This window comes from Halopseudomonas sp. 4NH20-0008, from assembly GCF_057548395.1.
Window position 1 is genome coordinate 56,008 of sequence record NZ_BAAJMD010000011.1, and the last position, 21,760, is coordinate 77,767.

Genomic DNA, 21,760 nt, shown 5'->3' on the forward strand with positions numbered 1-21,760 from the left:
GCGCCAGACAGTCTCGCCAAGTGCCTGCGCAAGGCGCGAGACTGTCTGTCAGTGCGGCTGAATCACTGCCAGCAGAAAACTGTACTCTTCAGCAATTTCACGTATGGCTTGATAGCGGCCACTGGCTCCGCCGTGTCCTGCGCCCATCTGGGTGCGCAACAGAAGCGGATTGTCGTCTGTCTTGCAGAAGCGTAGTTTGGCTACCCATTTTGCCGCTTCCCAGTACTGTACCCGAACGTCATGGTAGCCCGCTGTGACAAACAGGGCAGGGTAGGCCTGAGCCTTTACCTGCTCGTAAGGAGCATAGTTGCGCACGCGCTCTGCAACCTGCGGGTCGCGCATATCTCCCCATTCTTCATACTCGCCAATGGTCAAGGGAAGCTCCGGCTTGTTCATGGTGTTGAATACATCAACAAAGGGGACGTCAGCGACAGCTGCCGCGAATAACCCGGGACGTTGATTGATCACGTTGCCAATCAGCAAGCCGCCAGCGCTGCCTCCAGCAATAACCAGTCGATCTGGCGCGGTTACGCCCAGTGCAACAAGCGCTTCTGCGCAAGCAATAAAATCGCTGAAGCTGTTGTGCTTGTGTTCCAGTTTGCCTGCGCGATACCAACCCTCTCCCAGTTCGGCGCCACCGCGTACATGGGCGATGGCAAAACCCCAGCCACGTTGCAGCAATGACAGGCGGGCATGCGAGAACCAAGGGTCCATACTCGCGCCATAGGCGCCATAGCCATATAAATAAAGTGGTGCTGGCTCTGGGCGGCTGACGCAACTCTTATGCCGAATAAGGCTTACAGGCACAGACACACCATCGGGACTGGTTGCCCAGAGCCGGCTGACCAGATAATCCTCAGGATCAAAGGGGCCTTCTACCGGGGTTTGTTTGAGTATCTGCTGCGTGCCTGTGACTATGTCCAGTGCGCGGATTTCAGCAGGTCGGTTGAGCGATTCATAGCGCAACCGAATGATCGGACTGGTGTATTCCTCACCGCCCTGGACATGCAGGCTGAAAACCTCATCGGGCATACTGAGCTGGTAGGCTTGTCCCTGGGCTGGTCTGACCTCCAGGCAAATCAACCCCCGGTCACGGTAATGCAGTAGCAGTCCGGCCTGTTGCACACTGAAATCTTCCAGTGTGCGATCCGGGTCGAGGCTGGCAATACACTGCCAGCCTGGCTGCTGTGGTTGCTCAGGGTCCACCAGATACAGCGCAAAGTTTTCGCCTGCGCTGTTGCTGCGAATCACCAAGCCGTCAGGGCCATGGTCCGCATGATACTCATGGTCGACTTGCCTTGGTTCGATCAGATGCCACTCAGCCAGCGGCTGATCAGCCGGGATCAGACGGATTTCCGATGTGTTCTTGCTGGCACTGTGGAGCAGCAGCCATTGCTCCGAGCTACTGCGATAGACATGTAGATAGAAGCCCTGGTCAGCTTCATGCAATACATGGGTCGGCTCGGCATCCAGGCTCAGGCGCCAGAGGTCTGAAGGGCGAGCGCTGTCATCCAGGGAAATGGCAAACAGATGCTGGCTATCCGCCGCCCAGACCAGGCTGCCGTCTGCATTGTCCAGTGGCAATTCGCTGATCAAGCCAGAATCAAGCTGCTTGAGATAAAGGCGATATATCTCATCGCCGGTCTGGTCAAGACTGTACGCCAGCCATCGATGGTCCGGACTGATGGCATACTCGCCCAGTTGCAGAAAGTCTTCACCTGCAAGCAGGTTAAGATCGAGCAGTAACTGTTCGGTCTCGGTGTCCACCTCCAGACTGTGATCGGCACGGCGAGTGCATCGGTAATAACGCGGGTATTCGTCCCCTGTCTCTGTTCGTTGGTAGTACAACCAGGGGCCCCAGATGCCGGGCAGTGACAGATCGGTCTCGCGAATTCGTGCGCGAATTTCCTCAAAGAGTGTGGTTCGATTGTCATTGTGGCTGGCCAACCAGGCTTCAGTCGCCTTGTTCTCCTGTTCAAGATAAGCCAGTACCTCAGGCGCATCACGCTGTTCAAGCCAGGCATAGGGGTCGGTACTTGGATCACGACGTGTTGTTAATGGCATCGGCTTGGGACTCTGGAGTTAAAACCGTTATTATAGCGGCACATGAAAGCTGATCGGTGGTTGCCTGATGTTCAATGAGTCCGAGTACCAAAACCTGTGGCTTTTCTACCTGGGGGCATCCGTCTGTGGGTGGCTGGTGTGGTGGAAAATGACCGCCTGGATACGCTTGTGGTATGTGCGTGAACCCCTGTGGCTGATCATGGCGGTGCTGCTCTTAACCCCCTTACAGGTGAATCCTGCTGAGCCAGTTCAGGCGCCGGCGATTATTGTCTGGTTGCTGGATACCATTCTTGATACGGGTGACAATCAGGGACGGGCACTGGCTGCAATGGCCATGTTCATGTCTCTGGCCATGGCGGCCTATCTGGTATACGCAGTCATTAGGGCTGGAATTGGGTATCGTCGCAGGCAGCTGGAACACGCCTGATTGCGGCAGGATAACCGGCCGCTGAATGCGGCCGGTCTGATAGCTCAGAGCTCGCTTTTCTGTTCGTAAAGCATACGCGCCAGGCGCATGACCTGTTCCTGAAACTCGCTGCGCTGAACGTCGGTCATCGGACAAATGCCAATTTGTTCGAAGAGCCGGTAACCGCGCACGGAAAAGAACAGAATACTTGCCTGGGCCAGACCCAGGGGCGATTCCGCCAGGATGTTGAATAGACCCTGAACATCATCTGAAGTGGTTTGCAGTAGTGCAGGGTTACTTGCAGCCGCGGCCAGAATGGCCGAATCGAGATTCTTTTCTTCGTTTGACTCGCTCAGATTACTCAGCAGCAAGGCTTTGAGCTCACGCATGGGCTCGTCCGGCAGGACGCTTTCATAAGCTTGCCAGCGCACCCTGAAACGCTCGAGTCGGTGCTCGATCATATCGGATAGCAGTGCTTCGCGGTTGGGGAACAGTGATTCAAGCAGCGCTGTATCGATACCACTGCGTTCACTAAGGCTGGTAAAGGTCAGTTGTGATGCGCCTAGCTCGCTGACAATAGCTTCTGCGGCGCGAAAGATAACCAGGCGCTGTGTCGCGGCTTCTTTGGATATGTTGGTACTTTCCACTCTGGGGAACCCCCTTGTTGACATCCTGATGGCGGGTTACGAAGGACAACGCTGAAGAAGCAGGCAGAGTGCTTCAAATCGACCTATGTAGTCTGGATAGGGTACGACTTTGAACCTTTTCAGGCGAGTTTTTTTTGTCTTTACCCCGACGCGGGCAGCAGGTTTCAGGCAATAAAAAACCCGGCCGGAGCCGGGCTTTCATTCGAGATCAGGGATTAGATGATCTGAATGTTTGCAGCTTGCTTGCCCTTAGGACCAGTAGTGATATCGAAAGATACCTTCTGGTTTTCAGCAAGGGACTTGAAGCCCTGGACTTTGATCTCGGAGAAGTGGGCGAACAGGTCGTCTCCACCACCGTCCGGAGTAATGAAGCCAAAACCTTTAGTGTCGTTGAACCACTTAACTGTACCAGTTGCCATTTCGGTAATTCCTATCAAATTAAAAAATACTTGAGCAATGCTCAATTGTCGCGCGGGGAATCAAAGATCACGAGAATGACAAACTTACGTACTGAAAAGTGCGCTTGCAGCCTACTACTCTATCTTGAAAACCTACGCGCTCACTCTGCGCCTTTAAGTACACCCTGTCAAGCTAAAGCTTTTCGGGGCGACAAGCACAAAACAAGCGAAATTCAGTATACGACAGATTGTGGAAATAACACCCCCAAACGTAAATAATTTTGTTTCATCAATACCGTTTGTCTGAAATCTGCTCAGGAGGGCCTGCGGTAAGGGAAAACATCAATCATCTGGCCTGCCCGAATGCAGTCCTGCAATCCCTTCCAGAAGCTCGCTTCAAAGATGTTGCCGTGCAGGCTGGCAAAGAGTTTGCGGTGGCGGATGTCGGCAAACAGAAATACCGGGAACTCTTCGGGAAACACATCGTTGGGGCCGACCGAGTACCAGGGCTCAGAAGCCATTTCCTGTTCCGGGTACATGGCTTCGGGAATCTGCCGGAAATTCACTTCAGTGAGATAGCTGATTTCGTCGTAGTCATAAAACACCACACGTCCGTGTCGGGTGACGCCAAAGTTCTTCAGCAGCATGTCGCCGGGAAAGATGTTGGCTGCGGCCAGTTCCTTGATGGCGTTGCCATAATCCACCAGGGCTTCACGGGTTTGGGTTTCGCTGGCGTTCTCCAGGTAAATGTTCAGTGGTGTCATGCGTCGCTCGGTCCAGCAATGCCGGACCAGGATGACATCACCTTCTTCTATTACCGTGGACGGGGCAACTTCCAGCAGCTCAGCCAGACATTCGGGTTCAAAGCGGTCGCGGGGAAAACGAAAGTCGGCAAACTCCTGCGTATCGGCCAGGCGGCCCACGCGATCGTGGCGCTTGACCAGACGATAGCGATCAAACACGGTTGCGCGGTCAATGTTTTTTGATGGTGCAAACTTGTCCTTGATGATCTTGAAGACGGTATTGAAGCCGGGCAGGGTAAATACGCTCATCACCATGCCACGCACACCGGGTGCCATGATGAAACGGTCATCACTCTTGGCCAGGTGGCCGATCAGTGCGCGGTAAAACTCGGATTTGCCTTGCCGATAAAAGCCTATTGCAGTGTAGAGCTCAGCAATGTGTTTGCCGGGCAGGAGGCGCTTGAGAAAAGCGACCATTTCCGCCGGTACCGGCACATCCACCATGAAATAGGACCGCGTGAAAGAGAAGATGATGGACACCTGGGATTCATCAGTAATCACGGTGTCCACGCGTATCCCCTCGTGATCGCGGTGAATCAGCGGCAGTACAAAGGGCCATTGTTCCTGCTGGCTGATCACCCGGCCGACCAGATAAGCCCCCTTGTTGCGATAGAAGACCGACTGAATCAGTTCGATGGTCAGTCCACGATCATGCTGTGCCCATTCCGGCAAGCCTTGACCCAGCTGTTCGACGATCATGCGGCAGTCGGCTTCAAAATCTGCCCAGGGTGCATCAAAGCTGTGCTCGTCAAGAATCTGTCTGACCAGCCCGTCCAGCGAGCCATCGGATATGAAACCCCGTGTCAGGGGTATGCGTGAAGGTTGGCGGGTTGGCGGCCGGGTGCTGTGCACAAACATGGTTTCGTCGCTTATCAGCTCGTGCTTGTGCAGGCTGGTAAAGATCGAATTGAACCAGGTTTCTGCAAGCTCATCGTCAAAGCGCGGCTCTATGACATCAATATAGGCCAGGCGAATGGCGGGCCAGCGAGCCGCATCCATGACTTTATTGGCTTGGTTGTCAGCCTTGAGCTCCGCGGAGGTTGTAAACACGCATTGCTCGTATAGATTGATCCGGGCAGTCGAGGCCTCCTGCACCGCATTCCAGTCAGCCTGCTCAAAGCGTTGGCGGGCGCCGCCGGTTATCTCGCGGAAGGCATGGCGGTATTGATCAAAGCCGTGCAGTATTTGCCGGGCGATGTGTTCGGGGGAATGCAGCATGATAAGGGTGCGCCTTTGCAGTGAATAGCCGCAGAATAGCTATTCAGGCGCACCAGCGAAAGGGGGGGCAGGTTGTTCAGGCCCGGCCCTGTGCAGCAAGGCGGCACAGGGCACCGTGATTACTGCTGGTTTTCACTGTCGGTGAACAGGTCACTGAACAACATGGTGCTCAGATAACGCTCGCCAGAATCGGGCAGAATGACGACCAGCGTTTTGCCTTGCATGCCGGGTTCCTGTGCGATTCGGACGGCTGCAGCCATGGCGGCACCGCAAGATAGACCGCAGAGGATGCCTTCTTCGCGCATCAGTCGTAGCGCCATGGTTTTGGATTCTTCATCCGTCACCTGCTCGACACGGTCGACCAGCGACAGATCCAGGTTACCGGGCACAAAGCCGGCGCCTATGCCCTGAATCTTGTGCGGTGCCGGTTTGACTTCGTCGCCGTCAATGGTCTGGGTGATCACAGGCGAGCTGACGGGTTCGACCGCGACCGACAGGATGGCTTTGCCACACTGCTGCTTTATATAGCGCGACACGCCGGTGATGGTGCCGCCTGTCCCTACGCCGGCCACCAGGACATCGATGCTGCCATCGGTATCATTCCATATTTCCGGACCTGTGGTTTGTTCGTGGATAGCTGGGTTGGCTGGATTTTCGAACTGTTGCAGCAGTATATGCTTGGCCGGATCGCTGTCGGCAATCTCTTGGGCCGCCTGGATAGCGCCTTTCATGCCCTTGGCCGGATCGGTCAAGACCAGCTCGGCGCCAAGGGCCTTGAGTACCTTGCGTCGCTCGAGACTCATGGAAGAGGGCATGCTGAGGATCAGTTTGTAACCCCGTGCTGCGGCCACAAAGGCCAGACCAATACCGGTATTGCCGGAAGTGGGCTCGACGATAGTCATCCCTGGTTTCAGACGCCCGGATTTTTCCGCATCCCAGATCATGCTTGCGCCAATACGGCATTTCACCGAGTAGGCCGGGTTTCTGCCCTCGATCTTGGCCAGAATTGTGACGCCAGCTGGCCCAAGACGATTGATCTGAACCAGGGGGGTATTTCCGATTGATTGTGAGTTGTCAGCGAATATCTTGGCCATGAGCATGCCTCGGTTGGTTGTCATCATTCAGTGACTGAATACTACATCTCGGTTCACAGTGCGCCTACCCTCACGTTATAGTCGTGTTTTGCCTGAAGCTGTCAGCATGACAGCAGTCAACAGCGATTTTTCGAGGACAGCCCGCATGAAATTCGAAGGTACAGACGCCTACGTTGCCACAGATGATTTGAAACTGGCGGTCAATGCCGCGATTACCCTGGAGCGGCCGCTGCTGGTCAAGGGTGAGCCAGGTACCGGCAAGACCATGCTGGCAGAGCAGTTGGCCGAGTCCATGGGGGCACGGTTGATCACTTGGCATATCAAGTCCACCACCAAGGCCCATCAGGGACTGTATGAATATGATGCGGTGAGCCGTCTGCGTGACTCGCAACTGGGTACCGACAAGGTTCACGATGTGCGCAACTACATCAAGAAAGGCAAGTTATGGGAAGCCTTTGAAAGCAAGGAAAAGGTCATCCTGCTGATTGACGAAATCGACAAGGCCGACATCGAGTTCCCCAACGACCTGCTGCAGGAACTCGACAAGATGGAGTTCTTTGTTTACGAGACCAATGAAACCATCAAGGCGACCCAGCGCCCGATCATCATCATCACCTCGAATAATGAAAAGGAACTGCCGGACGCCTTCCTGCGTCGCTGCTTCTTCCATTACATTGCCTTTCCCGATCGCAACACCATGCAGCGTATCGTTGATGTGCACTACCCGAACATCAAGAAGGAGCTGGTGGCTGAGGCCATGGACATCTTCTTTGATGTGCGCAAGGTGCCCGGCCTGAAGAAGAAGCCGTCTACCTCGGAACTGGTTGACTGGCTGAAACTGCTGATGGCTGATCAGATTCCGGAAGCCGTGCTGCGTGACCGCGATCCGACCAAGGCGATTCCGCCGCTGTATGGCGCACTGGTGAAAAATGAGCAGGACGTCCAGCTGCTTGAGCGCCTGGCCTTCATGACCCGTCGTCAGAACCGCTAAAAGGGGAGATGGCCGATGTTACTGGGCTTGTTCAATGAAATGCGTGCGGCCAAGGTACCGGTATCGGTCCGGGAACTGCTCGACCTGATTGGCGCACTCAAGCACCACGTGGTGTTTGCCGACATGGATGAGTTCTATTATCTGGCGCGCACCGTGATGGTCAAGGACGAACGCCATTTCGACAAGTTTGACCGTGCCTTCGGCGCTTACTTCAAGGGCTTGCAGAACCTGGATCAATTGCTTGAAGCGCTGATACCGGAAGACTGGCTGCGCAAGGAGTTCGAGCGTTTGCTGACCGACGAGGAACGCGAAAAGATTCAATCCCTCGGCGGCCTGGACAAATTGATCGAAGAGTTCAAAAAGCGCCTGGAAGAACAGAAAGAGCGTCATGAAGGCGGGAACAAGTGGGTCGGTACCGGTGGCACCAGCCCCTTTGGCTCAGGCGGCTTCAACCCTGAGGGTATTCGCGTCGGTGATGCCGGCAAGCGTCAGGGCAAGGCAGTCAAGGTCTGGGATCAGCGCGAGTACAAGAACCTCGACGATCAGGTCGAACTTGGCACACGCAATATCAAGGTGGCCCTGCGCCGTCTGCGCAAGTTTGCCCGAACGGGCGCCGCCGATGAGCTGGATATCGATGGCACCATCGATCACACCGCGCGGGATGCCGGCCTGCTGAATATCCAGATGCGTCCGGAGCGTCGCAATGCCGTCAAACTGCTGCTGCTGTTTGATATTGGCGGCTCGATGGATTCGCATATCAAGGTCTGTGAGGAACTGTTTTCTGCCTGCCGAACCGAGTTCAAGCATCTTGAGTACTTCTACTTCCATAACTGCATTTACGAATCAGTCTGGAAGAACAACCTGCGCCGCACCAACGAACGCACGGCAACCATCGATCTGCTGCACAAGTACGGAGCGGATTACAAGGTTGTGTTTGTCGGCGATGCGGCCATGGCGCCCTATGAAATCACCCAGCCGGGCGGCAGCGTAGAGCACTGGAACGAAGAGCCGGGCCACGTCTGGATTCAGCGTTTCATGGAGAAGTACAAAAAGATGATCTGGATAAATCCCTATCCCAAGGACGCCTGGGAATACACCACGTCGACGCGCATCATCCGTGATCTGATCGAAGACCGGATGTATCCGCTGACCCTGGAAGGGTTGGAGCAGGGGATGAGGTACCTGAGCAAATAGCCGAGGGCTATTTGCTCAGGAGCGGCAAGTTTTAAGCTGCAAGCTGTAAGTTAAAGGCGTCGGAGTTTCGGTGGTTTTTAAGTTTTTTCTGTCAACGACCTGTTGACGGCGAGGGCGCTAAAAGCTCCACTCTTGCAGCTTGCAGCTTGCAGCTTGCAGCTTGCAGCTTGCAGCTTGCAGCGCTCAACCCACCGTCACTGCCGCCAATACCGGCTTCGCGACCTTGACCTTCTCCGTCGGCGCCATCACCGTTGCCACACCATCAACCACCTGTTTGCCATCCTGGTTGAATACCCGGGTAGCAATTTTCACACGGTTTTTTGGCAGCTTTTCAAGGATTTCCAGTTCGATACGGATGTCGTCTTCGAGGCGCACCGGACGCATGAAGCTGAGTTCCTGGCCGATGTAGATGCTGCCTGGACCAGGTAGTTCACAGGCAATGGCAGCGGAAATCAGGGCGCCGGAAAACATGCCATGGGCTATGCGGCCCTTGAACGGGGTCGTGGCGGCAAAACCTTCGTCCAGGTGCACCGGATTGACGTCGCCGGATACCTCGGCAAACAGAATAAGATCGCGCTCACTGACATGATGTTGAATGCTGGCCTTGTCGCCGACAGCCAGTTCGTCATAGGGGCGGTTTTCCAGTTCAGACATGGTTAAGCTCCGGTGTTAGTGCTAGATGTTGGTCCAGCCAATCGAGCAGATCACGGGTGATTTGCGCGCGGTTGGTTTCGTTGAAGACTTCATGGCGGGCGCCATCATACAGGCGCAGTTGCACCTCTGTCAGTCCTGCACACAAGAGTCTTTGCTGAAGCTTGTGCAGGCCATTACCGGCACTGACCGGGTCGGCACTGCCGCCGATGATCAACACTGGCAGGTCGTGCCTGATGCGCGCCAGGTTGGCTTGCCGTGCAATGGCCAGCAGGCCATGAAACAGGTCTTGCCAGAGCCTGGCGCTGACGGCGAAACCGCAGAGCGGATCGGCGATATAGGCATCCACTTCGGCGGAATCGCGACTCAGCCAGTCGAACTCGGTTCGGTTTGGCTTGAAGGCATTATTGAACTGACCAAAACTCAGGCGGTTAAGGCTCAGGGCCGGGACAGCCTGGCCGCGAATGGCACCTTCAATTCGGGCGGCCAGACGGCCAATGTAACTGAGCGCCGGCGGGTGCGCATTGCTGCCGCTGAGTATCAGTAGATCAATTGACTGGCTGTTATCCAGAGCATAGCCCTGGGCAATATAGGAGCCCATGCTATGACCCAGCAATATGACTTTGCACCCAGGAGCAAGACGTTTCGACGCCGTCAGTAACAGACCAATATCACTGCACACTTTGGACCAGCCATCCTGATCGGCAAAATGCCCGCAGCGATCTTGTAATCCGCTTGCACCGTGGCCACGTTGATCCAATGCAGTAACCAGCATCCCTTTGGCGCAAAGTTGTTTTGCCAGTCTGGCGTAACGCTGTGCATGTTCTGCCATGCCATGGCTGATCATAACCAGGGCGCGCGGTGTATCTGAGGCCGGTTGCCATTGGTGCATCAAAATCTTTCTTTCATCTGCTGTGGTTAGCCAGCGATTTTGGTAGTGCATTCTTGTTATTCTCCTTATCCGCTACCAAATGAAACAGAACAGGGTTTTGTGTTTCATGGCAATACTGGTAATTTTGCGAGTTACGCACAGACATGAGCCGGATGACAACCTATTCATCCGGTACTAACCAACGGGAAATGAAGACACATTCATCCCAGAGCATTTCATCGGGAAAAGAGGACAATAATAATGGAAGCAGCATTCTGGAGCGATAAACGACCGCCAGGCGTACCCAACGATATTGATTTGACGCAGTACAGTTCCATTATCGACGTGTTTGAGCGCTCCTGTAAGACCTATGCCGATCGCCCGGCCTTTACCAATATGGATACCACCATCACTTATGGTGACCTTGATCGGTTGTCCGGTAACTTTGCCAGCTATCTGCAGACGCACACGGATCTGCAGCCAGGCGATCGCATCGCCATTCAGATGCCTAACGTTCTTCAGTTCCCTGTAGCGGTTTTTGGCGCCATTCGCGCCGGCCTAATTGTGGTCAATACCAATCCCCTCTATACCGCCCGTGAAATGCGCCATCAATTCAAGGATTCCGGTGCCAAGGCGCTGATTTACATGAATCTGTTTGGCCACCTGGTCGAGGAAGTGCTCCCCGATACGGATTTGAAATACCTCTTTGAAGCACGTATGGGTGACATGCTGCCGGGCTTCAAAGGCTGGCTGGTCAATACCGTGGTCAAGAAAGTGAAGAAAATGGTTCCGGCTTTCAAATTGCCACAGGCCATCTCCTTCAAGGCTGCGCTCAAAGCCGCCAAAGGCAAATCGCCAAACGCCGTGACCAAGACGCTGGATGATGTGGCGGTATTGCAGTACACCGGTGGTACAACCGGCCCCTCTAAGGGTGCCATGCTGACCCATGGCAACCTGGTGGCCAACATGTTGCAGGTCTATGCCAACATGCAGCAGCTGGACAAGGACGGCAAGAAGATCATGAGTGATGGCAGTGAAGTCATCATTGCCCCTTTGCCGCTCTACCATATCTTCGCCTTCACCGCGAATTGCATGTGCATGATGCTGGCCGGTTACCACAACGTGCTGATCACCAATCCGCGCGATATTCCCGGTTTTATCAAGGAACTGAAGAAGTGGAAGTTTGCTTCCATGGTTGGCTTGAACACCTTGTTCGTCGCTCTGATGGAACACCCTGAGTTCGACCAGGTTGACTTCTCGCATCTCAAGGGTACGACCTCGGGTGGTACCGCACTGGTCAAGGCCACGGCTGAGCGCTGGGAAAGCCGCACCAAGAGCCGTATTGGCGAAGGTTACGGCCTGACAGAATGTTCGCCGGTGGTGTGTTCCAGCCCAGGTGATGGACTTGCTCGTCTGGGTAGCGTTGGCCTGCCGGTTGCTGGTACTGCGATCAAGGTCATTGATGAGGAAGGTCGCGAGTTGGGTATTGGTGAGCGCGGTGAGTTGTGTGTCAAAGGGCCACAGGTCATGAAGGGTTACTGGCAGCGCCCTGACGCCACAGCGGAAATCATTGATGCCGAGGGCTGGCTGAAAACCGGTGACGTGGCGGTAATCGATGAAGACGGTTTCGTCTCGATTGTCGACCGTATCAAGGACCTGATCATTGTTTCCGGTTTTAACGTTTACCCGAATGAAATCGAAGACGTGGTTGCGGCCCATCCCAAGGTGGCCAATGCCGCTGCCATTGGTGTGCCGGATGAAAAGTCCGGTGAGGCAGTCAAGCTGTTCGTTGTCCCCAGCGCAGCGGACCTTAGCATTGACGAACTCAAGGCTTATTGCCGAGCCAATTTCACCGGTTACAAAGTACCCAAGCATTACGAAATCCGTGAATCACTGCCAATGACCCCCGTCGGCAAGATCCTGCGTCGCGAACTACGCGACAACTGACAGGGCAATACTCCGCTGCAAGCCGGTTTGCAGCGGAGTATTTATGCTGCCTCCCTCTGATGTCCTGGCTGACACTTATGCACGCGCCGGATACTGGTCTGTACGGGTAAAAACTGCTAGTCTTCGACCACTTTTCGACTTTGCTGGGACGAATGTTCACGATTTTCGTCGGAAAGCGTGTTTCTGCATATAACCCATAAGACAGAGTCGGCCACTACGGGGTCGAACACGTTCAGGAGCTGGCATCCATGCTTGAGAATTTCTGGAAAGACAAATATCCGGCGGGCGTCCCCACCGAGATCAATCCGGATCAGTACCCCAACATTCTTGCCGTATTAAAAGAGTCCTGCCAGCGATTCGCCAGCAAGCCGGCTTTCACTAATCTGGGTAAAACCATCACCTACGGCGAGCTCTACGCCTTGTCCGGCCAATTTGCGGCCTACTTGCAGAAACACAGTGGCCTGCAGCAAGGAGACCGGATTGCCATCCAGATGCCCAATGTCTTGCAGTATCCGATAGCGGTTTTCGGTGCCATGCGCGCCGGCTATGTGGTTGTTAATACCAACCCGCTCTACACCGCGCGGGAAATGGAGCATCAGTTCAATGACTCCGGTGCAAAGGCCTTGGTCTGCCTGGCCAATATGGCCCACCTGGCCGAGCAGGTTGTACCCAAAACCGGCGTCAAGCAGGTCATCGTTACCGAAGTGGGTGACATGTTGCCACCGCTCAAGCGCCTGCTGGTCAATACCATAATCAAGCATGTCAAGAAGATGGTGCCGGCTTATAACATCCCTGGCATGGTACGCTTCAACGATGCCATGGCCAAAGGCAAGGGCTTGAGCTTCCAGGAAGCCAATCCGGACAACGGCGATATTGCCGTCTTGCAATACACCGGCGGTACGACGGGTGTTGCCAAGGGCGCCATGCTGACTCATCGCAACCTGGTCGCCAATATGTTGCAAAGCAAGGCGTTGATGGGTGCCAACATGCATGATGGCGAAGAGGTGATCATTTGCCCCTTGCCGCTGTACCACATTTACGCTTTCACCTTTCATTGCATGGCCATGATGATCAGCGGTAATCACAACATACTGATCACCAACCCACGGGATATCCCGGCCTTCGTCAAGGAATTGTCCAAGTTCAAGTTCACGGGTTTTGTCGGTTTGAATACCCTGTTCGTTGCGCTGTGCAACGATGAAGCTTTCCGCAATCTGGATTTCAGCAAATTCAAGGTTACCCTGTCCGGCGGCATGGCCTTGCAGTTGGCTACCGCTGAGCGCTGGGAGAAGGTAACCGGCTGCAATATCTGTGAAGGTTACGGGATGACCGAAACCAGCCCGGTGGCCACGGTTAATCCGATTGATGCGATTCAAATTGGTACGATTGGTATCCCGGTACCTTCAACCCTGTGCAAGATCATCGACGATGACGGCAATGAGGTTGCTCTGGGTGAGCGCGGTGAGCTCTGCGTCAAGGGTCCCCAGGTGATGAAAGGCTACTGGCAACGTCCCGAAGCGACCGCAGAGATGCTGGATGCCGAGGGTTGGCTGAAAACCGGTGATATCGCGATTATCCAGGACGATGGTTTTCTGCGTATCGTTGATCGCAAGAAGGACATGATTCTGGTCTCCGGTTTCAATGTTTATCCCAATGAACTGGAAGATGTCATGGCCGCCATTCCGGGCGTGGCCCAATGTGCCGCCATTGGTGTGCCGGACGAGAAGTCGGGTGAGGCGATCAAGGTCTTTCTGGTCAAGGCCCCTGGCGCCGAGTTGAGCGAAGAGCAGGTCAAGGCGCATATGCGTGACAACTTGACAGCCTACAAAGTGCCGCGTCTGGTCGAGTTCCGTGATGCCTTGCCGACCACCAACGTTGGCAAGATTCTGCGTCGCGAGCTACGTGATGAAGAGCTGAAGAAGCTGGCTTCCAAGTAACACTTCAGCGTACTTCTTTGCGACAATACACCCCGTTCGGCAATGCCGTACGGGGTGTTTTTTTGCCTCCAATGCAATGAATGCGCGCTGATCCGGCAAATCAGATATGGACTGTCTGTAGCCTTAAACTCGACCACCAAGATCCCTGCTCAATGCCCATGACCGACCCTCAGGAACTGAACCAGCAACTCGACCAGGCGATGGTGGCTGACCGACACAAACTGCGTCGGGAGTGGCACAAGCTTGGTCAAACCCCTGAGCCACAGGCTCTGGCCAGGTGGCTTAAACGTTTGCAAGCCTCCTGTGCCAAGGCGTCTGCACGGCGCGCCAGCATTCCCTCAATACGCTATGACGATAGCCTGCCGATTGCGGCAAAGCGCGACGAAATCAAGGCAGCTATAGCGGCACATCAGGTGGTAGTAATTGCCGGTGAAACGGGCTCGGGTAAAACCACGCAGATTCCCAAGATCTGTCTGGAGCTGGGGCGTGGCAGTCACGGACTGATTGGCCATACCCAGCCGCGCCGTCTGGCAGCGCGCAGTGTCGCCAGCCGGGTTGCCGAGGAAATTGGCACGCCTCTGGGTGAGCTGGTCGGCTTTCAGGTGCGCTTTACCGACCAGAGCCGTGACACCAGTCTGGTCAAGCTGATGACCGACGGCATCCTGCTGGCGGAAACCCAGCATGATCGCTTTCTGGAGCGCTATGACACCCTCATCATCGATGAAGCCCATGAGCGCAGCCTGAATATTGATTTTCTGCTCGGTTACCTGAAGACCATGCTGGCGCGGCGGCCTGACCTCAAGCTGATCATTACCTCGGCGACCATTGACCTTGAGCGGTTTTCCGCCCATTTCGACAATGCGCCGATCATTGAAGTATCCGGCCGGACCTTTCCAGTGGATGTCTGGTATCGGCCGCTCAGTGCCGAAGTCGATGAAGAGGGCAATCGGGTCGAAGAAGATCTGAGTATTGACCAGGCCATCGTCGCGGCCTTGCGCGAACTGGAACAGCATGAACGGGCCAGCGGGCAGCCCCCCGGTGACGCACTGGTGTTTCTGCCCGGCGAGCGTGAGATCCGTGATACGGCTGACTATCTGCGCAAGGTCAATCTGCGACATACCGAGATACTGCCGCTGTACGCGCGTTTGTCGGTTTCCGAGCAACAACGGATCTTTGCCAGCCATGCCGGACGGCGGGTGATACTGGCTACCAACGTGGCCGAAACCTCATTGACGGTGCCGGGCATTGTCTATGTGATTGATCCGGGTGAGGCGCGGATCAGTCGCTACAGTCCGCGTTCAAAGGTTCAGCGTTTGCCGGTCGAGGCCATTTCACAGGCCAGTGCCAACCAGCGCAAAGGCCGTTGTGGCCGGGTAGCCGCCGGTATCTGCGTACGACTTTACAGTGAATCTGACTTCAATCTGCGGCCGGCCTTTACCGATCCGGAAATTCTGCGTACCAATCTGGCGGCGGTGATTCTGCAGATGCTGCATCTGCGTCTTGGCCGGATCGAGGATTTTCCCTTTATCGAGCCACCTGACAGTCGTGCTATCAGTGACGGTTTTACCTTGCTGCAGGAGCTGGGTGCAGTTGACCGCGAGGGCGGTATCAGCGAGGTAGGTCGTCAATTGGCCCGTCTGCCGGTGGATCCGCGTATTGGACGCATGCTGCTGGCGGCCAGCGCCAATGGCAGTCTTGAAGAAGTGCTGGTGATTGCCAGTGCGCTGGCGGTGCAGGATCCGCGCGAACGCCCGCTCGAGCGTCAGCAGGCTGCCGATCAGGCCCATGCGCAGTGGAAGGATGAGAACTCTGACTTCGCTGCCTTCATCAATCTCTGGCGCGGTTACGAAGAGCAGCGTCAGGCCCTGAGCCAAAGTCAATTGCGCAGCTGGTGCCGCCGCAATTTCCTGAATTTTCTGCGTCTGCGTGAATGGCGCGAGACGCACCGCCAGTTGCTGTTGACCTGCCGCGAACTGGAGCTGCAACGCAATCCCCAAGCGGCGTCCGATGATGCCGTGCACCAGGCCTTGCTGGCAGGCTTGCTCAGTCAGTTGGGCAATAAAACCGAGGAGGGCGACTACCTGGGCGCCCGGCAACGGCGTTTTATGCTGCACCCCTCATCGGCACTGGCCAAGAAGCGTCCGGCCTGGGTGATGGTCGCAGAACTGACTGAAACCCGTCGCCTCTATGGTCGCCTGGCGGCCAAGATCGACCCGCTCTGGGTGGAGCCGCTGGCGGCTCATCTGAGCAAGACCAGCCACAGTGAGCCGCACTGGGAAAAGAAACGTGGGCAGGTGGTCGCTTTTGAGCAAGTTACCCTGTTCGGGCTGATCATCGTACCCAGGCGCAAGGTGCATTTCGGCCCGATCGACCCCGTCGCGGCCCGGGAAATATTTATTCGGCGGGCCCTGGTCGAGGGTGAGTGGCATGGTCGTGCAGCCTTTGATAAAGCCAACCGGGCACTGCTGGCAGAGCTCGACGAACTCGAAGCCAAGTCCCGGCGGCGTGACATTCTGGTCGATGAAGAAACCCTGTTTGGTTATTTCGACCGGCATATTCCCCAGGGCATCTACCAGCTGGCCAGCTTTGAGCGCTGGTTGAAACGAGCGACTGAGACCGAACCGCACATCCTGCACATGCGTCGCGAAGATCTGCTGCAACGTAATGCCGGAGAGGTCAGCGTTGACCAGTTCCCGGATCTGTGGCGCTGGCAGCAGGTTGCCTTGCCTCTCACTTACCACTTCGAGCCGGGGCACGAGGCCGATGGCGTGACACTCAGGGTGCCCGCCGCCTTGTTGCGCCAGTTGCCTGCTGAGAGGCTGGATTGGCTGGTGCCCGGCTTGCTGTTCGACAAATGCGTGGCCCTGGTACGCAATCTGCCCAAATCACTGCGCAAGAACTTTGTCCCGGTACCTGACTTTGTCCGTGCCGCGCTAGAACGCATGCCCTTCGGCGAGGGCCAGTTGACCCAGGTGTTGGGTCGTGAGTTGACGCGTATGACCGGTACGCGGGTGGATGATGACAGCTGGACTGATACGCAGCTGGAGGCTCACCTGCGGCTGCGCATCGAGGTGCTGGATGCCCAGGGCCAGCCCATTGCCGCCGGGCGTGATCTGGGCGCCCTATGCAGTCAACTTGCGGCGCAGCCGCAGTCAGCGTTAGCCAACCAGTCTGCCCCCCAGGAGCCCAAGAAACCGACCGGGGTGCCTGGAGACTATGCCCTGTCTGAACAGGTCGAGCGTCAGCAGGCGGGTATTCAGGTGACGTTCTGGCCGGCCTGGGTGGAGCAGGGCGATCAGGTGGTCGAGCAGCTTTTTGATATGCCGTTGCAAGCTGAGCAGGCGCACCGCCGGGGTGTGCAACGGTTGTTGATGCAGCGGATGAACGAGCAGGTACGTTATCTCAGGCAAAAGTTGCCCGCCCTCAAGGAAGCGGCGCTTTACTACCGTGAACTGGGTACCCAGCAGCAACTGATGGATGATCTGTTGCTGGCGGCGCTGGATCGCGCCTGCCTGGCAGACCAGCCTGCCTTGCCGCGGGATCCGCAGGCCTTGCAGGCCTGTGCAGAGGCGGGACGCGCGACGCTGGTGGACTTCGCTGAAAAGCTGTCGGTTGAGGTTCTGGGCATCCTCAAGGCCTGGCATGGCATTCAAAAACGTCTGAAAGGCAAGATTGACCTGAGTTGGGCCCTGGCTCTGAATGACATCCGCGGGCAAAGTGCCGCGCTGGTTTATCGCGGCTTTGTCCGCGAGGTGCCTGCCGAGTGGCTAAGCCAGTACGTCCGATATTTGCAGGCTATCGAGCTGCGTCTGGACAAACTGCCCGCACAGGTACAACGCGATCGGGTCTGGAGCGATGAGTTGCAACAATTGACTGGTCAGTGGCAGGCCCGGCAGCAAAAGCTCGAGCAGGAAGGGCGTAACGATGAGCGTCTGTTGCAATGGCGCTGGCTGCTTGAAGAATACCGGGTCTCACTGTTTGCCCAGCAACTGGGCACCCGTTTCCCGGTGTCGGCCAAACGCCTTGGCAAACTTTGGCAGGAAATCACAACGTGAGATTTGAACTTTGGTTACACTCATGGCCAAGGTATTGGCATAAGGTTGGCTAGCGTGTCCGAGATCGTCTCTTCATCCCTGCAGGTCAGCATCAGCCCGGACGTCAGCCTGCATGTTCAGCGCTTTCGCACGGAGTCCGCGACTGTGCCGGTTTTGCTGTTGCATGGGCTGGTCGAGGATGGACGTATCTTCTATTCGCGCACCGGCAAGGGCTTTGCGCCCTGGCTGGCGGCGAAGGGATTTGACGTCTTTGTCCCGGATATACGCGCCCATGGCGCCAGCACGCCTGAGCTCAAACCGGGTCTTGAAGTCAGTCAGCGCCAGGTGATTACCGAAGACATACCGGCCTTGCTGGAGATGATTGACAGCTTCTATCCCGGTCAGCGCCTGTTTCTCGGTAGTCACTCCTGGGGGGGCGTCTGGCTGGCCAGTGCCCTGATCCGTCAACCGGACTGGTTGCCCAGGGTAGCCGGCATGGTGCACTTTGCCTGTAAACGGGTCATTCATCAGCGCAGTTTTCGCCGGTGGGTGATGATCGATCTGCTTTGGGCGCGGGTTTCCGGGCTTATCGGGCGTTTCAAGGGTTATATTCCAGCCCGCGCACTCGGCGCCGGCTCGGAGGACGAGTCCTGCCGGATGCACAGGGATAATCTGGACTGGATTCGCGACCGGGAATGGCGTGATCTGGAAGACGGTTTCGACTATGCTTTACAACTTGATCAACTGAACTGGCCGCCAAGCCTGTATCTGGCCGGCAGCAAGGACCGTTATCTGGGACACTTTGATGATGTCAAAGCCTTCGCCAGGGAGTTGGGAAAACATGATACGCAGATCGTGCTGCTGGAAAAGGGCACCGGCTGTGCCAGGCACTATGGCCATAACGACCTGCTGACCCATGCGCAGGCGGAAGAGGATCATTTCCCCCTGGTTCTGGCTTGGCTAGATCAGCATTACACTTAATTGTGACAGGCATGTGATGTTCATGCCGGTTGCAGGCGTCCGAAACGAGATTGGACGCCATTAGAAATCCATTTCAAGAGGACCGACCGTGCAGAAAGTCGTGATCAGCGGAACAGGTTTGTACACGCCTGCCAACAGCATCAGCAATGAAGAACTGGTAGAAAGCTTCAATGGCTATGTCGCACAATTCAATCGTGACAATGCCGCTGCTATTGCCGCCGGCGAGATTATCGAACTGGCGCCCTCGAGTACCGACTTCATCGAAAAAGCCTCAGGCATCAAAAGCCGCTACGTTATGAACAAGAGCGGGATTCTGGATATCAACCGCATGAAGCCGGATATCCCTGAGCGCAGTAATGATGAGTGGTCAATTCTCTGTGAAATGGCGGTCAAGGCCGCTACCGAGGCACTGGCCAAGGCGGGCCGAACGGCGGCTGATATCGATGGCGTTATTGTTGCCTGCTCGAATTTGCAACGCGCCTATCCAGCTATTGCTGTTGAGGTGCAGGAAGCGCTGGGCATTGATGGCTTCGGTTTTGATATGAATGTGGCCTGTTCTTCCGCCACCTTCGGTATCCAGGTTGCCGCCAACTCGGTCCAGCTGGGTCAGGCCCGCGCGATCCTCATGGTCAATCCGGAGATCTGCACCGGCCACATGAATTTCTGTGACCGCGACAGTCACTTTATCTTTGGCGATGCCTGTACTGCGGTGATTATTGAGCGCGCTGATCAGGCTGTCTCCGATTGTCAGTTCGATATTCTCGGGACCAAGTTGCTGACCAAGTTCTCGAATAATATCCGCAACAACTTCGGTTTCCTCAACCGTGCAGACGACAGCAGTGTTGGCAAGCCGGATAAATTGTTTGTGCAGCAGGGCCGCAAGGTATTCAAGGATGTTTGCCCGATGGTTGCCGAGTTGATCGGTCATCACCTGCAGGAATTCAATCTGCCGATCAGTGATATCCGTCGCTTCTGGCTGCACCAGGCCAACCTGAACATGAACATGCTGATTGCCCGCAAGCTGCTGGGTCGCGACCCGGAGTTGCATGAAGCGCCGGTTGTGCTTGATCAGTACGCCAACACCAGTTCGGCTGGTTCAATCATTGCCTTCCACAAGCATCAGGATGACTTGCCCAGCGGCAGCCATGGGGTGATCTGTTCCTTTGGTGCAGGCTATTCGATTGGCAGCGTTATTGTGCGTAAACATTGAGCCCTCGGGCTTGGTAAAAAAACCGGCAATTGCCGGTTTTTTTGTGCCTGCAAGATCATCGAGCAGTCATGTCTGGCAGATATTCTGTTGCCATGAACCCGCTGACCTGCAGAAAGTTCCGCTGACTTAAAATCTTCACAATCCAGAAACGCGACTGTCATATCCGCTTTCCATACTCGCTCCTGTCGAAACAACGACGTCACGTCACCCCAAGATGACGTTTACTAAATCCGAAGGAGTTTTGCGATGAAGAAAAAACTGATTGCCATTGTTGTTAGCGCCGCCGCTGTCATGCCGGCACTGGCTATGGCCGAAGTGAGCATCTACGGTCGTGCACACGTATCTGTTGATTTCCTGGATGATGGTGCTGATTACTCCGAGACCAACCTGTCCAGCAACTCTTCGCGTCTGGGCTTTAAAGGCAATCATGAAATCAACCCCAGCCTGACTGCATTCTTCCAGATCGAGCAGCAGATTGATTTCGGTACTGACAACGACAGCTCCTTCAACACCCGCGATACATTCGTTGGTCTGGGTGGTAACTTCGGTCAGGTTCGCATGGGTCGTTTTGACAGCCCATTCAAAGCTGCCCGCGGTCCGGCCAACCTCTTTGGTGATCAGGTCGGTGATATGCGTAACCTGACCCGTGTTGGCAATGCGCGCTTTGATGAGCGCTATGACAACACCGTTGAATACACTACCCCGTCCATGGGTGGCTTTAACGGTAAACTCGGCTACTCCGTTCATGAAGATACCGTAGCGGGTGAAGATGTTGATTCTGACACCCTGAGCATGTCCTTGAACTACGCCGGTTCTGCTCTGGAAGCCTCTCTGGCCTACGAACAGGCTGAAGAAGACACTGGTCGTGGTGAGCGTGACGGTATTCGTTTTGCCGGCGCTTACAAGATCACTGACGGCATCAAGGCTGTGGCTTTCTACCAGACCGTTGATTACACCAACGATGCGGTAACCCAAGCCGTTCGTGATTCGCTGACCGCTGATACTTTTGGTCTGGGTGCCGAGCTGAAAGTAGCCTCAAACACCGCTATCAAAGGTATGTGGCTGACCCGTGAAGCCGATGCTGACAACTCCGACAGTGATCTGTGGGTTATCGGTGTAGAGCACAAGCTGGACAAGGCTGTGCGCGTTTATGCCAACTACGCTGTGGTTGATAACGACGATAACGTTGCTTTGACCCCCTGGAGCCAGGCTCGTACTGCCAACCCAGGTGGTACTGCAGGTGAAGAGGCTAGCGGTCTGTCGGTTGGTCTGCGTTACGACTTCTGATCATTTCAGATCAGATCTAACAAAAGG

The 21,760-nt window shown here is 55.5% G+C and carries 16 protein-coding genes; 9 read left to right on the plus strand and 7 right to left on the minus strand.

All coding sequences use genetic code 11. The annotated features are described in order from the left end of the window. Positions 1-48: 48 nt before the first annotated feature. Positions 49-2,064 carry a S9 family peptidase gene (locus AC27HQ_RS12080; protein WP_487156424.1) on the minus strand — a complete coding sequence of 672 codons (2,016 nt, stop codon included), beginning with the start codon at positions 2,062-2,064 and terminating at the stop codon, positions 49-51. Between the two features lie 148 nt (positions 2,065-2,212). Between AC27HQ_RS12080 and AC27HQ_RS12085 the strand changes: the two genes are divergently transcribed. Continuing rightward, positions 2,213-2,491 (plus strand): hypothetical protein, encoded by a 279-nt coding sequence (locus AC27HQ_RS12085; protein ID WP_487156425.1) that lies wholly within the window; start codon positions 2,213-2,215, stop codon positions 2,489-2,491. A 44-nt stretch (positions 2,492-2,535) separates the two neighbouring features. On the opposite strand, the gene AC27HQ_RS12090 is transcribed toward AC27HQ_RS12085, so the two are convergent. The 4 genes from AC27HQ_RS12090 to cysK all read right to left on the minus strand — a co-directional run bounded on the left by AC27HQ_RS12090 (position 2,536) and on the right by cysK (position 6,630). After that, positions 2,536-3,117, minus strand: a complete 582-nt coding sequence (locus AC27HQ_RS12090) for a TetR/AcrR family transcriptional regulator (RefSeq protein ID WP_487156426.1) — start codon at positions 3,115-3,117, stop codon at positions 2,536-2,538. A 215-nt stretch (positions 3,118-3,332) separates the two neighbouring features. Then, positions 3,333-3,536 (minus strand): cold-shock protein, encoded by a 204-nt coding sequence (locus tag AC27HQ_RS12095; protein ID WP_093392140.1) that lies wholly within the window; start codon positions 3,534-3,536, stop codon positions 3,333-3,335. 293 nt (positions 3,537-3,829) lie between these two features. After that, complete coding sequence (gene aceK / locus AC27HQ_RS12100; protein WP_487156427.1) at positions 3,830-5,536, minus strand: bifunctional isocitrate dehydrogenase kinase/phosphatase; 1,707 nt, start codon at positions 5,534-5,536, stop codon at positions 3,830-3,832. Positions 5,537-5,655: 119 nt separating this feature from the next. Next, positions 5,656-6,630: a cysteine synthase A gene (gene cysK, locus AC27HQ_RS12105; RefSeq protein ID WP_487156428.1), complete on the minus strand. Its 975-nt coding sequence runs from the start codon at positions 6,628-6,630 to the stop codon at positions 5,656-5,658. 145 nt (positions 6,631-6,775) lie between these two features. On the opposite strand from cysK, the gene AC27HQ_RS12110 reads away from it, so the two are divergent. Then, positions 6,776-7,621: an AAA family ATPase gene (locus AC27HQ_RS12110; protein ID WP_487156429.1), complete on the plus strand. Its 846-nt coding sequence runs from the start codon at positions 6,776-6,778 to the stop codon at positions 7,619-7,621. Positions 7,622-7,636: 15 nt separating this feature from the next. Further along, the gene (locus tag AC27HQ_RS12115) at positions 7,637-8,815 is read left to right on the plus strand and encodes a vWA domain-containing protein (protein ID WP_487156430.1); all 1,179 of its coding nucleotides are present in this window, start codon (positions 7,637-7,639) and stop codon (positions 8,813-8,815) included. Between the two features lie 183 nt (positions 8,816-8,998). Here AC27HQ_RS12115 and AC27HQ_RS12120 read toward each other — a convergent pair whose 3' ends face one another. Continuing rightward, positions 8,999-9,469: a MaoC family dehydratase gene (locus AC27HQ_RS12120; RefSeq protein ID WP_487156431.1), complete on the minus strand. Its 471-nt coding sequence runs from the start codon at positions 9,467-9,469 to the stop codon at positions 8,999-9,001. Further along, positions 9,462-10,409 (minus strand): lysophospholipase, encoded by a 948-nt coding sequence (locus AC27HQ_RS12125; RefSeq protein ID WP_487156432.1) that lies wholly within the window; start codon positions 10,407-10,409, stop codon positions 9,462-9,464. The genes AC27HQ_RS12120 and AC27HQ_RS12125 overlap by 8 nt, the downstream gene beginning before the upstream one ends. A 189-nt stretch (positions 10,410-10,598) precedes the next feature. Between AC27HQ_RS12125 and AC27HQ_RS12130 the strand changes: the two genes are divergently transcribed. From AC27HQ_RS12130 to AC27HQ_RS12155, 6 genes are all read left to right on the plus strand, one after another. After that, the gene (locus tag AC27HQ_RS12130; RefSeq protein ID WP_487156433.1) at positions 10,599-12,284 is read left to right on the plus strand and encodes a long-chain-fatty-acid--CoA ligase; all 1,686 of its coding nucleotides are present in this window, start codon (positions 10,599-10,601) and stop codon (positions 12,282-12,284) included. A gap of 248 nt (positions 12,285-12,532) precedes the next feature. Further along, positions 12,533-14,221 carry a long-chain-fatty-acid--CoA ligase FadD1 gene (gene fadD1, locus AC27HQ_RS12135; protein WP_487156434.1) on the plus strand — a complete coding sequence of 563 codons (1,689 nt, stop codon included), beginning with the start codon at positions 12,533-12,535 and terminating at the stop codon, positions 14,219-14,221. Positions 14,222-14,379: 158 nt separating this feature from the next. Then, positions 14,380-18,276 carry an ATP-dependent RNA helicase HrpA gene (gene hrpA, locus AC27HQ_RS12140; RefSeq protein WP_487156506.1) on the plus strand — a complete coding sequence of 1,299 codons (3,897 nt, stop codon included), beginning with the start codon at positions 14,380-14,382 and terminating at the stop codon, positions 18,274-18,276. 54 nt (positions 18,277-18,330) lie between these two features. Beyond that, positions 18,331-19,236 carry an alpha/beta fold hydrolase gene (locus AC27HQ_RS12145; RefSeq protein ID WP_487156435.1) on the plus strand — a complete coding sequence of 302 codons (906 nt, stop codon included), beginning with the start codon at positions 18,331-18,333 and terminating at the stop codon, positions 19,234-19,236. An 88-nt stretch (positions 19,237-19,324) separates the two neighbouring features. Next, a complete protein-coding gene (locus AC27HQ_RS12150; RefSeq protein ID WP_487156436.1) occupies positions 19,325-20,446 on the plus strand; it encodes a beta-ketoacyl-ACP synthase III in 1,122 nt (373 codons plus the stop codon). Between the two features lie 246 nt (positions 20,447-20,692). After that, a complete protein-coding gene (locus tag AC27HQ_RS12155; RefSeq protein ID WP_487156437.1) occupies positions 20,693-21,733 on the plus strand; it encodes a porin in 1,041 nt (346 codons plus the stop codon). Positions 21,734-21,760: the final 27 nt, after the last annotated feature.